At 30.2% G+C, this 14,793-nt stretch carries 10 protein-coding genes and 2 rRNA genes; 8 read left to right on the forward strand and 4 right to left on the reverse strand.

The genetic code is table 11. The features are described 5' to 3' along the window. The 3 genes from AVANS_RS02165 to AVANS_RS02175 are packed head-to-tail and all read right to left on the reverse strand — an operon-like array spanning position 1 to position 3,330. Complete coding sequence (locus AVANS_RS02165; protein ID WP_239818020.1) at positions 1-1,026, reverse strand: hypothetical protein; 1,026 nt, start codon at positions 1,024-1,026, stop codon at positions 1-3. Between the two features lie 53 nt (positions 1,027-1,079). Further along, positions 1,080-2,231 carry a hypothetical protein gene (locus tag AVANS_RS02170; protein WP_239818021.1) on the reverse strand — a complete coding sequence of 384 codons (1,152 nt, stop codon included), beginning with the start codon at positions 2,229-2,231 and terminating at the stop codon, positions 1,080-1,082. Between the two features lie 7 nt (positions 2,232-2,238). After that, positions 2,239-3,330 (reverse strand): amidohydrolase, encoded by a 1,092-nt coding sequence (locus tag AVANS_RS02175; protein WP_239818022.1) that lies wholly within the window; start codon positions 3,328-3,330, stop codon positions 2,239-2,241. Between the two features lie 77 nt (positions 3,331-3,407). On the opposite strand from AVANS_RS02175, the gene AVANS_RS02180 reads away from it, so the two are divergent. Then, positions 3,408-4,064 carry a nucleoside recognition domain-containing protein gene (locus AVANS_RS02180; RefSeq protein WP_239818023.1) on the forward strand — a complete coding sequence of 219 codons (657 nt, stop codon included), beginning with the start codon at positions 3,408-3,410 and terminating at the stop codon, positions 4,062-4,064. Then, positions 4,061-4,528, forward strand: a complete 468-nt coding sequence (locus AVANS_RS02185) for a YjiG family protein (RefSeq protein WP_239818024.1) — start codon at positions 4,061-4,063, stop codon at positions 4,526-4,528. The genes AVANS_RS02180 and AVANS_RS02185 overlap by 4 nt, the downstream gene beginning before the upstream one ends. A gap of 29 nt (positions 4,529-4,557) precedes the next feature. Here the strand turns inward: AVANS_RS02185 and AVANS_RS02190 are convergent, their stop codons facing one another. Continuing rightward, on the reverse strand, positions 4,558-4,860 hold the full coding sequence (locus AVANS_RS02190) for a c-type cytochrome (protein WP_239818025.1): 303 nt from the start codon (positions 4,858-4,860) through the stop codon (positions 4,558-4,560). 167 nt (positions 4,861-5,027) lie between these two features. On the opposite strand from AVANS_RS02190, the gene AVANS_RS02195 reads away from it, so the two are divergent. The 6 genes from AVANS_RS02195 to AVANS_RS02220 all read left to right on the forward strand — a co-directional run bounded on the left by AVANS_RS02195 (position 5,028) and on the right by AVANS_RS02220 (position 14,680). Next, entirely contained in the window at positions 5,028-5,690 is a 663-nt protein-coding gene (locus tag AVANS_RS02195; RefSeq protein ID WP_239818026.1) for a response regulator transcription factor, read from the forward strand. Continuing rightward, a complete protein-coding gene (locus AVANS_RS02200) occupies positions 5,680-6,642 on the forward strand; it encodes a HAMP domain-containing sensor histidine kinase (protein WP_239818027.1) in 963 nt (320 codons plus the stop codon). The genes AVANS_RS02195 and AVANS_RS02200 overlap by 11 nt, the downstream gene beginning before the upstream one ends. A gap of 69 nt (positions 6,643-6,711) precedes the next feature. Further along, positions 6,712-8,676, forward strand: a complete 1,965-nt coding sequence (locus tag AVANS_RS02205) for a methyl-accepting chemotaxis protein (RefSeq protein ID WP_239818028.1) — start codon at positions 6,712-6,714, stop codon at positions 8,674-8,676. Between the two features lie 551 nt (positions 8,677-9,227). Next, a 23S ribosomal RNA gene (locus tag AVANS_RS02210) occupies positions 9,228-12,138 on the forward strand. Positions 12,139-12,254: 116 nt separating this feature from the next. After that, a 5S ribosomal RNA gene (gene rrf / locus AVANS_RS02215) occupies positions 12,255-12,371 on the forward strand. Positions 12,372-13,696: 1,325 nt separating this feature from the next. Beyond that, positions 13,697-14,680, forward strand: coding sequence for a hypothetical protein (locus AVANS_RS02220; RefSeq protein WP_239818029.1), 984 nt, complete (start codon positions 13,697-13,699; stop codon positions 14,678-14,680). Positions 14,681-14,793: the final 113 nt, after the last annotated feature.

Raw genomic sequence — 14,793 nt, forward strand, 5'->3', positions numbered from 1 at the left:
TTAAGCAAGTTTATCTATTAATTTATTATCAAGCAATTCTTTTGCAAAAGCAGCACTATCATGGGTAAAATCTCCTAAAAAATCATCGCTTTTTGCCATATTTTTATCAATAAATTCCTTGCTAACATGCAAAAACTCTGCATAATGTTCGTTAGCTTTATCGCTAGCTTTGTTTAATTGCTCTAGTTTTTGTGGATTTTCTAAGGAATTTGGATCAATATTTAAAATTTCAAGCTTATCTAAATCAGCCTTGCTAAGTGCTTTTACTCCATTTGTATTTATTGTATTTTTAATTCTTGTAAGGCTTGAGAGTGCGTTTGCTATTTCTTGTTTTTTCTTAGCTTCTTCATCATCTACATTTATGCTTTTTATTTCATTTGATGAGATATTCACATTTAAAGAAGTTTGTAAATTATCATTATTTGCAAATTCTTCGCTCTCGCCTAGAGTTATAGTATCATCAAAATCGCTATTTGATAATATTGTTTGATTTAAGGCTTCATCAATGTTTTTAGGAACAGAATCTAAAATCGTAGAATTATTAGCCAAAAAACGCTCAATTTTTTGATAAGCTTTATAATCTTTAGCATTTGTGCCATCTAAGCTAAATTTTGCTACTACATTAAGCTCTAATAATTCATCTTTATTTAAAAATTCATTATTGTTTTTATTAGCAGCTGCATATCCTCTAGCATAAGCAATATCGCTAAACCAACCACTTACATATTTTTCGGCATTACCATTTAATATAATACTCCCATCTTCACGCTTATAAAAGTCTTTACTATCAAAATGGCTTTGCAATTTTGCTAAACTTTCATCGCTAATACTTGCAGAGCTTATGCCATTTTTGTTTTCAAAATAGATTTTATTACCACTATTATCGCCTGTTTTTAGATTGTCTATTTTATTGTTTTTGATGTTTTCATCAATTTGTTTTAGTTCGTTTTCGCTCTTTACTCCGCCAAAACTCTCACCCATCTTATGATAAGTATTGTTGTAGATGTTGCTTAAATTAACTTGCATTAAATCTCCTTTAATTGATAAAGGATTTTATTTTACTTTTTCTTAAATATTAATTAATCTTCATTTCTTAAACAAAAAGAAAATTCTTTAGCAAAAAAGTTTATATTTATATTTCCTTTTTCGCAAGGAGTTATGATTTTGCAATTTTGATAGCAAGGTTTTAAGCCATAAAATTCTAAGATTTTGTAATTTTGACTATGTATGCTAATTTCATTAATCCCACGAGATTTAAGTTCTTTTGCTAGTTCTTTATTTAGATGATAGCTTTTAGCAAAATGTTCGTTTTCATCAATAAATCTATATAAAAATGGATTAAATATTAAAAACAAAAAGCTAATTACTAAAGAAGTTAATATAAAAAATAAAATAACATTATGTTTAGCTCTAAATTGTGGTAAATGCACTTTAAAAGAGTTTAAAAAATTAGCAATAATCAAAGGTATTGCAGGTAATAAAAATGGTAAAAAATCAGCAATTTCAGGCTTTTGCCTAAATGATAAAATAAGGCAAATTATAAAAGCACTTGCACTTATGCAATAAAGCAAATCTTTTTTACCTTTAAAGCTAATATAATAAATCGTATAGAAAAAATACAAAAATAACGGCGGAGAAAAAACAGCTGACATAACCGCAAGTGAATCTAAAAAATATCCTTTAGGCTTACCAGAAAAGTCATATCCATAGATTATAAAAGTTGCAAACATTAGTAAAATCGATAAGACTAATAATTTTGATAATCTATTAAAATATGCATAAAATATACAAGCAATAAACAATGAAATCATTGCTTTATCAATATAAACACAAGCTATTAAAACCCCATAAAATATATAAAATTTCTTATTTAACGCAAGATAAGTAAGAAGTAAAGAAACAAATATAATAAGTCCAGCAGGGTTTATTAGCAATGCAGAAGCTAGGCTTCCTGGAGTAAGATTAAAAATAATATTAGCTAAATAGGCATTATTTTTAAGGTATTTAATTGAGATTTTATATAGTAAAATATTGCTTAGAATATGCAAAATAATATAAGCATATCTTATATATTCCGTGCCAAAAACACTTAAGGCAAAGTTAGCAAATAAGCCATTTAAACTACTTGAACTAAGCTCATTTAGTTCATAAATACTAATGCTTAAAAAACTATTTTGCCATAGTAAAATACATACATCAATTAATAAAATAATGCCTAATTTATAATTCATCTAATTCCTATTTCAAATTCTCTAATTTTTTGATTAAATTTAGCCATAGATTTACTCCGTTTTCTAAAGCGTTTTTATTAAGTTGCATTTGTGGATGATGAAGCCCTGGTGAGCAATCAACTCCAAGCCCCATAAATGCCGATGGAATGCCTAGTTTTATAGGGTAGAAGAAAAAGTCTTCTCCACCAGGTGTGAATTGTTCTTTTATTAAATTATCTTCTCCTAAAGTATCCACAATTACTTCTTCACAGATTTTTGCAAGTTTTTTATCAATTATAGCTGCAGGAATATTGATTAGGTATTCATAATTTATTTTAGCATCGTATGTATTAGCCATATTTACGATGATTTTTTCAAGCTTTTCTTTCATTTCTTGCATGCTTTCATTATGCTGAGCTCTTAAATCAAATACCAAAGTAGCCTCACTAGGAATTGAATTAGTTACTCCGCTATCACAAATAAATCTTGTAGCCTTTATGCTGCTAGGTTTATTTGGGTCTATATAAATCTTTCTTGCTAAATCAATTATGCTAACTCCTATATCAATTGCATTAATTCCAAGATGTGGTCTTGCTCCATGAGCAGCTTTGCCTACTATATCTATTTTAATCGCTGCACTTGCTGCATAATACATTGAAGCGATTGCTTTAGGGCTTGGGCATTCTTGAATAGGGCGAATATGCATTCCAAAAATTGCACTAAGATTATCGCAAGCTCCTAATTCAATCATTTTTAAAGCTCCACTTCCAAGCTCTTCAGCAGGTTGGAAGATAAATCTTATTTTTTTGTTTTTAATGATATTTTGCTCTTTTGCTTTTAAGGCTGCACAAAGTAGCATTGACATATGAGCGTCGTGTCCGCAAGTGTGTTTTGCACAGGCAATATTATCTATAATATGCCCTAAAGCATCAATATCAGCTCTAAGACCTATGATTTCATCACCACTGCCAAGCTCTGTATAAAAGCCAGTTTTGTCTAATTCTTGTATTTTAAATCCTGCATTTTTAAGTGTGGTTTTTAAATATTCACTTGTTTTAAATTCATTAAATCCAAGCTCTGGAATCTCGTGTAAATATTCATAATGTTTTATAACTTCCATATTAACTCCTTTATTTTTATTACTAATCTTAAAAATTATTGTAGAATAGAATTCTTAATCTTTTTAAAGGAGAAAGTATGCAAAAAGCTACGGAATTTGAAGTAGGAAAGGTAAAGCCAGGTGCTTATCTTGCTTTAATCTTTTTGGTTTTGTTCTTTTCAGGACTTTTAGCAGGCCATGATATGTTAAAAGCGTTTGATTTTAACACCTTAACAGGTAATTTTGGTGCTGTTGTAAAAGGAGTTGATGGTGCTAAAGGCACAACATTTGTTGGTAGTGGTGGATTTGGTGCTAGAGCTGGATTTTTATTTGCTTTTAGTTTAATTCCTGCTGTAATGCTTGCGCTTGGAGTTATTGAAGTAATGGAGCATTATGGTGCTATAAAAGCTGCTCAAAAATTATTAAATCCTATTTTAAAGCCGATTTTAGGAGTTCCAGGTCTTTGTGGGCTTATACTAATTACTGATTTACAAAGCACTGATGCAGGAGCTGCTATGAGTAAAGAAGCAAGGGAGAAAAACTATATAAATGATAAAGATTTAATAGTAATTGCTGCTTGGCAATATAGTGGTGCTGGAATGATTAATAACTTTTTTGCAATAGGTTCAGCGCTTTTAGGTCAATTAGTTTGCATTAATTTAATACCACTTGTTGTTATGTTTATACTCAAATTCGTTGGAGCAATTTTTGTAAGAATTGTGCTAAATACATTTTATAGAAAGGATTTTGAATGAATAACGAGAGCAAAAATCCATTAGATATTTTTATAGTTGGAGCTAAAAAAGGCTTTAATATTGCTATTTATAGTTTAATTCCTAATGTTTTAATGGCTTATATAATTGCAGAAATGCTAAAGATTTTAGGAATTATGAAAATTTTGGGTGATTATTGTGGTGTGATTATGAATGTTTTTGGCTTACCAGGAGAATCAATCACCGTTTTATTATCAGCTTGGCTTAGTTCATCAGCTGGTGTTGGGGTTGCTGCTAATTTATATAAAAGTGGGATTTTAAATGAAGTTCAAGTTACTATCATATTACCTGCAATATTTTTAATGGGAGCTCAACTTCAGTATTTAGGAAGATTACTAGGAGTTGCTGGAGTTGCTAAAAAATATTGGCCTTTACTTATTTTAACAAGTATTCTGAATGCTTTTATTTGTATGTTTGTAATGAATATAATTTTAAAGTTTGTATAAGAGTTCAGGATTACTCCTGAACTTAAGAATTATTTTAAAGTTACGATATAAGCAGCTAAAGCTTTCATATCTTCATCGCTAAGATTTTTAACTTGTAATTCCATATTTTTCTTAGCTTTACCACCAAATGTTCCAGCTTTATAGCCTTGTAATGCTTCTAAAATTGTTTTTTCATCTAAAGTATTGATGATAACTTCTGCACCTGGAGCTTTTTTCTCAGCTGCTTTTCCATGACAGGCAACACATTTTTTATATAAAGTTGCTCCATCACTTGCCATTGCTGCAGTGCTTAATAAAGATAACGCTGCTAAACTTAATAATACTTTTTTCATTTTGTCTCCTTTGTTAAAAAAGTGGAAGAATTGTAATTTTTTTTGATAAACAAACCAAAATTTAAATAATATTTAAAATTTATTTAAATTAATAATGAATCTCAAGTTAGAAAACTAACTTATTTTATGTAAGATTTTTAAAAAGAATTTGAATTAGGAATTAGCTTATGCTTGTTTATATTTTAGAAGATGATTCTAGCATTAATGACTTAGTAAAATATGCACTTGAGAACTCAAATATTAAAGCAAAAGGTTTTAAAAATGCCAAAGAACTTTATGAAGCTTTGAGAATACAAATACCAAATATTTTAATCCTTGATATTATGCTGCCTTGCGAAGATGGTTTTAGTGTTTTAAAAAATATTAAAAGCAATGAAAAAACAAAAAATATAGAAGTTATTTTATTAAGTGCTTTAAATAATGAAAGCGATAAGGTAAAAGGTCTTGATATGGGGGCAAGTGATTATATTTGCAAGCCTTTTTCTATTTTAGAATTTTTAGCAAGAATTAGAAATGTTTTAAGAAGAATTGACTTTGGTAGCGAGATTGTTTTTAAAAATCTAAAGATTAATCTAAAAACAAGAAATGTAAGTATTGATGATTTAGAAATTAACTTAACTTTAAAAGAATTTGAATTACTTACTCATCTTGTAAAAAATCAAAATATGTGCCTTAAAAAAGAAGAAATTTTAAAAGAGATTTGGGGGGCCAATATTTCTAGTAGAACACTAGATATTCATATTAATACTTTAAGAAATAAATTAAAAGATTATGCAAAATATATAATAACAATTCGTGGAGTAGGGTATAAATTAAGCGATGAGAACTAGGATATTTTTTGCTATTTTTTTGATTTCATCTTTTTTACTTATTTTATTACAAGCTTTTGTTTTATATATCGTTCATAATAGTGAATTTGTATTAGAAAGTATTTTTATTGCGTTTTTATGTGTTGTTGTATTTGGTTTAATTTTAGCTTTTTATATTAGTAAAATAATAGTAAAGCCTTTGTTAGAATTAGATATTAACGAGCTTGATAAAGATTTTAATTGTAGTGAGTTAAAAACATTTTTAACTCAGGTAAAAGAGCATAATAAACAATTTAAAAAGATAAGAGCTGAGTTTAGTGCTAATGTAACTCATGAGTTAAAAACACCGCTTACTTCAATAATGTTAAGTTCTGAAATGCTTAAGAATAATTTAGTAAAAAAAGAAGATGAAAAGCAATTTATTGATACTATTTATAATCAATCAAGTGCTTTGCTTGAAATGATAGATGAGATTATTAAGCTTTCTTTTTTAGATGAAGTAAATAATTTTGATATGAAAAGTGTAAATATTAAAGATATTTTAGAGCAAATCATAAAAGAATTAGAATTTAAATTAAAAGAAAAGAATATTAAAATTAATTTAGATTTTAACGATTTTGCTTTCTTTGCTAACGAAAAGCTAATAAAGACAATGTTTTATAATATCATTGACAATGCTATTAAATATAATATTGATAATGGATTAATTTTTATAAGTTCAAAATTTCAAAAAAAGCGAATTATTGTATCTATAAAAGATACAGGTATAGGGATTTCTAAAGATATTCAAAATAGAATATATGAAAGATTTTTTAGACAAGATACAAGTCGTAATAAAGCCATAAAAGGCACAGGTTTAGGGCTTTCAATAGTTAAAAAAATCGCAAGAATTCATAAAGTTAAAATAATGCTTAATTCAGAACCAAACAAAGGAAGCGAATTTATTTTAGTATTTAAAAACACAAATAAATAATATAATTAAGATTAAATTAATACATTGATTTTATAATCAATTTTAAATAATTTTGATGAAAGGACTATCATGAAATTAACAAACAAAATTCCAATGCTAGTGAGTGTGCCGCTAGTAATATGTTTTATTTTTCTTGGTGTTATGAACTATAATAGTTCAAAGTTTGATGCGATTGAGTATTCAAACAATGGCAAGCAAAAAACTCTTGAAGCTACTATGCTTTATATTGATGCTTATTTTGCAGGTAAAATGAATTTTACAACTAAGTTTGCTCAAGCTATTGAAAAAATAGATATAGATGCAAATGAAGATATGATTTTAAGAAGAATTAATTTATTATATTCTGCTTCAGGTCTTAATGCTTTATATTTTGCAAAAGTAAAAGATGGAAAGACTTTTTATAAAGCTGATGTAAAAACTCCAGCTAATATAATTGATGGTTTTGATGCTAGAGGTCGTGGTTGGTTTAAAGAAGCTTTAAATGCTAAGGAAGTAGGTTTAAGCGATGATATTTATTTTGATGATAGATTAAAAACAGTTGTAGCTACAATTTATGCACCTGTTAAAAAAGATGGAAAAATAATAGGTGTAGTTGGTGGAGATTTAACTTTAAAACCATTAAAAGATAATATTTTAAAACTTAAATATTCAGCTACAAATGCAATTTTTGCGTTTGATAAACATAATCAATTCACAATACATTCAAATCCAGATTATGAACTAAAGAAAAATCCAGTTATAGAAACAATTAAAGAAGAATTAAATAAAGCAAAAGATAAAAATGGCTTTAAAACTATTCAATATACTTTTGAAAATCACGATAAAAATGCAATTTGCGTAGTGTATGATAAGTTAGGTTGGGTAATTTGCAGCACAAATGAAAATAAAGATTTTGATGAAAATTTAGGAGATTTATTAAAACAAAACCTAACAATCTTTACAATCTCATTAATAATCATACTAGCATTACTATACTTCCTAATCAAACACTCTCTACGCCCACTAGACATAATCCAACAAGGTCTTAAAGAAGTATTTAGTTTAGTAAATCACGAAACCAAACACGCAAGTAAAATAAACCTAAACTCTAAAGACGAATTCGGAGCAATGGCAAGAGCTATTAATGATAATATAGAAAGAACAATCTCTTCTTTAGATAAAGACACCCAAGCAGTAGAACAAAGCGTTCAAACAGCAGCTGCAATTGAAAGCGGTGATTTAAAAGCAAGAATTACTCTAAATCCTGCAAACCCACAATTAATTGAACTAAAGAATGTATTAAATAAAATGCTTGATACTTTAGAAGATAAAGTAGGAGCTAATACAAACTCAATTGAAAAAATCTTTGATGAATATAGTCAGAACGACTTTAGAAACGAAATAAAGAATGCTAGAGGTAAGGTTGAACTTGCTACAAACATGCTAGGTAAGCAAATAAGAGATATGTTAAAAACAAACCTTGAAACTGCAAGAAACCTACAAGAAAAATCAAAAATACTAAAAACAAGTGTTATTGATATAAACGAAGGTGCAAGAAAGCAAGCAGCAAGCTTACAAGAAAGTGCAGCAGCAGTAGAAGAAATGAGTGCATCTATGCATGCAGTAAATCAAAAATCAAACGAAGTGATTAAGAATGGAGAAGACATTAAAAATGTAATCACTATGATTAGAGACATTGCTGAGCAAATTAATCTACTTGCACTAAATGCTGCAATAGAAGCTGCAAGAGCAGGAGAGCACGGACGTGGCTTTGCAGTAGTTGCTGATGAAGTAAGAAAACTAGCTGAAAGTACTCAAAAATCTTTAACAGAAATAGAAGCTAGTGTTAATGTATTAACTCAAGGAATAAATGATATGAGCGAAAGCATTAAAGAACAAACTCAAGCTATTACTCAAATAAATGAAGCAATAAGCAGTATAGATGAATTAACACGTGCTAATGTTGTTGTAGCTGATAATACTAATAAGATATCAGATGAAGTAGATTCTATGGCAAGCAGTGCAGTTGAATCTGTAATGAAGAATAAGTTTTAATAAACACACTACATTAAAAAGCTAAAAGAAACTTCTTAAGTGAAGTTTCTTTTAATATATATTTTTAATAAAGAATTTGAAATAGGAATTACAAAAATTAATTCCTATTTCAAATTCTTTAAAATTTTTTCTCTCTTTAAGAATAATTTAAGCTTAAAGAGATAGAATACGAGCTTTATTTCACAAATCAAAAACTTAAACAGAGCATTTAAGCAAATGTTCTTTCTAGGTTTTATTTAATTTAATTCTATGTTTATATATAGTTTTAACCTAGTGTTATTTTATTTATCAATGTTAAGAGTCACAAGCAAGTAATATAAAACAATTTCATAAGCTTGTTAAAGGTAATTAAGTCTTAATCTCTTTCTTAAATATTAAGAAAAAGTTTTTAAGCATCACAGCTTAGACGCTTTCCGTCTTGAAGGTTAAGAATGATTACATAAAAACTTTAGCAAGGAAGTAATGCGTTTTAGTAATACTAAAAACAATAACAATAATGCATGCAAATATATTTCAATTTTAATTGTAATAATATTTAACATTATTAATAAAGGTAAGCTAATAAGAGCGAATGGCGGATGCCTTGGCAGACAGAGGCGATGAAGGACGTACTAGACTGCGATAAGCTACGAGGAGCCGTCAAGGGGCATTAATTCGTAGATTTCCGAATGGGGCAACCCAATACATAGAGATATGTATTACCATATATGGAGCGAACGTTGGGAATTGAAACATCTTAGTACCAACAGGAAAAGAAATCAATAGAGATTACGCTAGTAGCGGCGAGCGAAAGCGTAAGAGGGCAAACCACTAGTTTACTAGTGGGGTTGTAGGACTGCAATAAAGACTAAGCAAAGATAGTAGAACAAGTTGGAAAGCTTGAGCGTAGAGGGTGATACTCCCGTACATAAAATCTTTACTTTACTTAGCAGTATCCTGAGTAGGGCGAGACACGTGAAATCTTGTCTGAAGCTGGGTCGACCACGATCCAACCCTAAATACTAATGTCTGACCGATAGTGTACAAGTACCGTGAGGGAAAGGTGAAAAGAACTGAGGTGATCAGAGTGAAATAGAACCTGAAACCATTTGCTTACAATCATTCAGAGCACTATGTAGCAATACAGTGTGATGGACTGCCTTTTGCATAATGAGCCTGCGAGTTGTGGTGTCTGGCAAGGTTAAGCTAACGTGAAGCCGTAGCGAAAGCGAGTCTTAATAGGGCGATAAGTCAGATGCTGCAGACCCGAAACGAAGTGATCTATCCATGAGCAGGTTGAAGCTAGTGTAAGAGCTAGTGGAGGACCCAACCGACGGCCATTGAAACGGCTCCGGATGACTTGTGGATAGGGGTGAAAGGCCAATCAAACTTCGTGATAGCTGGTTCTCTCCGAAATATATTTAGGTATAGCGTTGTGTAGTAGCTATAAGGGGTAGAGCACTGAATGGGCTAGGGCATACACCAATGTACCAAACCCTATCAAACTCCGAATACTTATAGTGTAATCACAGCAGTCAGGCGGCGAGTGATAAAATCCGTCGTCGAGAGGGGAACAACCCAGACTACCAGCTAAGGTCCCTAAATCTTATTTGAGTGGAAAACGATGTGAAGTTACTTTAACAACCAGGAGGTTGGCTTAGAAGCAGCCATCCTTTAAAGAAAGCGTAATAGCTCACTGGTCTAGTGATTTTGCGCGGAAAATATAACGGGGCTAAAATAAGTACCGAAGCTGTAGACTTAGTTTTTACTAAGTGGTAGGAGAGCGTTCTATAGGCGTTGAAGATGTACCGGTAAGGAGCGTTGGAGCGTATAGAAGTGAGCATGCAGGCATGAGTAGCGATAATTAATGTGAGAATCATTAACGCCGTAAACCCAAGGTTTCCTACGCGATGCTCGTCATCGTAGGGTTAGTCGGGTCCTAAGCAAAGTCCGAAAGGGGTATGCGATGGAAAATTGGTTAATATTCCAATACCAACATTATTGTGCGATGGAAGGACGCTTAGGGCTAAGCAAGCTAGCTGATGGAAGTGCTAGTCTAAGGTCGTAGGTTGTTATACAGGCAAATCCGTGTAACGTTAGACCGAGAACTGAAAGGCTTTCTGAAGTCTTCGGATGGAAGGAAGAATTGCTGATGCCGTCGAGCCAAGAAAAGTTTCTAAGTTTAGATAATGTTGCCCGTACCGTAAACCGACACAGGTGGGTGGGATGAGTATTCTAAGGCGCGTGGAAGAACTCTCTTTAAGGAACTCTGCAAAATAGCACCGTATCTTCGGTATAAGGTGTGGTTAGCCTTGTATTAGGATTTACTCCGAAAGCAAGGAAACTTACAACAAAGAGTCCCTCCCGACTGTTTACCAAAAACACAGCACTCTGCTAACACGTAAGTGGATGTATAGGGTGTGACGCCTGCCCGGTGCTCGAAGGTTAATTGATGGGGTCAGCAGCAATGCGAAGCTCTTGATCGAAGCCCGAGTAAACGGCGGCCGTAACTATAACGGTCCTAAGGTAGCGAAATTCCTTGTCGATTAAATATCGACCTGCATGAATGGCGTAACGAGATGGGAGCTGTCTCAAAGAGGGATCCAGTGAAATTGTAGTGGAGGTGAAAATTCCTCCTACCCGCGGCAAGACGGAAAGACCCCGTGGACCTTTACTACAGCTTGACACTGCTACTTGGATAAGAATGTGCAGGATAGGTGGGAGGCTTTGAGTTATAGACGCCAGTTTATAATGAGCCATCGTTGAGATACCACTCTTTCTTATTCGGGTAGCTAACTAGCGTGAGTTATCCTCACGTAGGACAATGTCTGGTGGGTAGTTTGACTGGGGCGGTCGCCTCCCAAAAAATAACGGAGGCTTACAAAGGTTGGTTCAAAACGGTTGGAAATCGTTTGTAGAGTATAAAGGCATAAACCAGCTTAACTGCAAGACAAACACGTCAAGCAGAGACGAAAGTCGGTCTTAGTGATCCGGTGGTTCTGTGTGGAAGGGCCATCGCTCAAAGGATAAAAGGTACCCCGGGGATAACAGGCTGATCTCCCCCAAGAGCTCACATCGACGGGGAGGTTTGGCACCTCGATGTCGGCTCATCGCATCCTGGGGCTGGAGCAGGTCCCAAGGGTATGGCTGTTCGCCATTTAAAGCGGTACGCGAGCTGGGTTCAGAACGTCGTGAGACAGTTCGGTCCCTATCTGCCGTGGGCGTAAGAAGATTGAAGAGATTTGACCCTAGTACGAGAGGACCGGGTTGAACGAACCACTGGTGTAGCTGTTGTTCTGCCAAGAGCATCGCAGCGTAGCTAAGTTCGGATGTGATAAGAGCTGAAAGCATCTAAGCTCGAAGCCAACTCTAAGATGAATCTTCTCTTAAGGTCGCAGCAAGACTAGCTGCTTGATAGGTTGGGTGTGTAAGTGGTGAAAGCCATTTAGCTGACCAATACTAATAGACCGTCCGCTTACTTTAAATAAGCATTACTTCCTTGCTAAGGTTTATTACTTTAGTAAGTTTAAGAGTTTAAATTACTTGCTTTTAACATTGTTATTTAAGTTTATTAAAAACTAATAGATTTAAATAACAATGTCCGTGATTATACAAATGTGGTAACGCCTTGTCCCATCCCGAACCAAGAAGCTAAGCACATTGTGGGCGATGATACTGCACCTTACTGGTATGGGGAAAGTAGCTCGTTGCGGACTTGTTAAAATCTTTTTTAACTCCTTTCTTTTTAATAATAATTAATTTTACATATTTATTTTTTTAAATCAATTTTATATTTATTTATTTTTTTAAAAACGGGATAGGGCTAGAAGGTGTTTTTATTGCATTTTTCTGGTTTTTATGGTTGTTGTTTTTATTGAATTCTTTTTTTAATTTAATTTTTTAATTTAGCTACTATCTTTTTAAAAGGTTGGTGGTGAGTGCTAAATTATGCTTTAAGAATTTATATGGATTAGTTTTTGATAGTAAATTATAGAGATTATAATTAGTAAAAAGTTATATAAGGGAAATAAAATGGCATTTAAAGATGAGAAAGCTAGAAAAAGGTTTTTTGCTATAAAAATATAGTAGTTATCAATGATAAGACTAATAAAAATTAAGAATAGATTTAATGAAGAGGTTAAATAAGATTAACTTGTTTGGAAATATTAATCAAAATAAATACTAAAATTTATAAAATTAATTTTAATAATTATTTAAACTATAAATAATTTAATTAGTTTATTTTAAAGAAAATTTATTATATAAAAAGCCATTAAAATTATCTTTAAAACTAATTATAGATGGTTATTTGAGGAATATTGTTTAAATAAATTATATCACTAATAGTGTTGTTTTAATAGATATGCTAAATATATAAAGTAAAATAAGTTTTGTAAGAGAATAGAAATTTATATGTTTTACATAAATTATTAAAAAAGATTAAGGCCATGTAATTAATATTTTAAAAGCAATTTCTAATTTGTGTTTTTATTAATAGCTTTGTTTGGATTGTAATTATTTTTTATTAGATAGTTTTATTATTTAATAACATTTAGTTTTAGTATTGCTAAGATTTAGTATGATAATTTATTTTTTATATTAAAGTTTTAATGGTTTTTAAAAGTAGAGGATATTTTGTTTTAAAAATATTTTGAATTAAGTTCTTTTGTAATAATTAGATTGATTTTTAATTTATATAATTAGTTTTGATGAATAATCTAATTTTATTATAAAACTAAATACAGAGTAATTTATTTTGCTATTATGATAAGCCTTTAAAATGTATGATAAATGAAAGTTATTTTGTATTATTTTAATAGTTAAACAAATCATGCTAATTATAAGTGTTAAGATTAAAATTGCTATTTGAAAAATATCATTATCAAAAAAAATTATATATTATTTAGGTTTTAAGCAATTAAATACAGCAAATATTGTTAATTATTTATGCCATATTTGACAAAGTAATAACTATAGTTTATTATAAAGTTTTAATATAATTATTAAAAATTTATTATAAAAATTAAAAAAAGGATTTTCAATGAAAAAAAATATTTTAACTATTATTACAACTTGTGTGCTGTTTGGTACTTTATGTGCAAAAGATATATTAGATATTAACAATTTTGAAAAACATTACAATAATGATTTTATAGAAGGAGTTAAGGACTTAGAAATTGTTTTAAAAAACAATAAAGGTAAAAATGTATTAGAACCTTTTAAATGTAAAGAAAAACAAATGGTTATCACTTGTGAAAGTGATTTTTTAAGATTTGAACTTAATGAGCAAACTTTGTTTTCTACTGAAAAGATAAAAAATAGCACAAACATGCAGTATTTAGGAAAACAACAGGGTGAAATAACTATGAATGAATATTTTAAAGGAATTCCATCTACTAGTTACAATAATTTTAATTTGCAGTCTATTAAATTTGGAGAATTTATTTTTGGTTTAGCAGCACTTGCAACAATAAAAAATAAAGATATGTTATTTTTAACAAGATTAGCGAACGATACATATAATGCAAATATAAATTTTAATATCATAAACAATGATACTCAAAGAATGTCACTAACAATCAAGCTGATAAATAGTGATAAAAGTAACACGATAAGTATTCTTGCTGATTTTAAATTTGATAGTGAGTTTATAAATATATTAGATTTAAATAGTGTAAAATACAATGTAGAAGAGCAGTATATAAACGATCAATTTTTAACAATAAGCGATAGTCAAACTCAAGAACTCTATAATTCACTAGTATTAAAAAATTTCAATATTTACATAAGGTTTAAAGATGAACAACAACTAATATCAATGCTAAATAATTATAAGTATATTAACAATATAGATGAAATTATAGAATCTATAAAACAAACAAAAACTTTAGATATAAATATAAAGCCAAAAGAGTTTTATTTTGAAATAAAAAATAAAAATTTAGGATTAGATATTTTATCTATAACTATAAATGGCATCAATAGCAATATGCTTATTGCAGATATCTTACAAAATTTTAAATAAGCATACAAGGAACACATGTTATAGTGTGTTTCCTAAATTTATCATAGTATATATTTTTTTTCATTTAGCTTTAAAATTATCGTAAATAATACTAGCTTTGCAACCTTTTAACT

It is taken from the genome of Campylobacter sp. RM5004, assembly GCF_022369455.1.
In the GTDB taxonomy this organism is placed as follows: Bacteria; Campylobacterota; Campylobacteria; order Campylobacterales; family Campylobacteraceae; genus Campylobacter_E.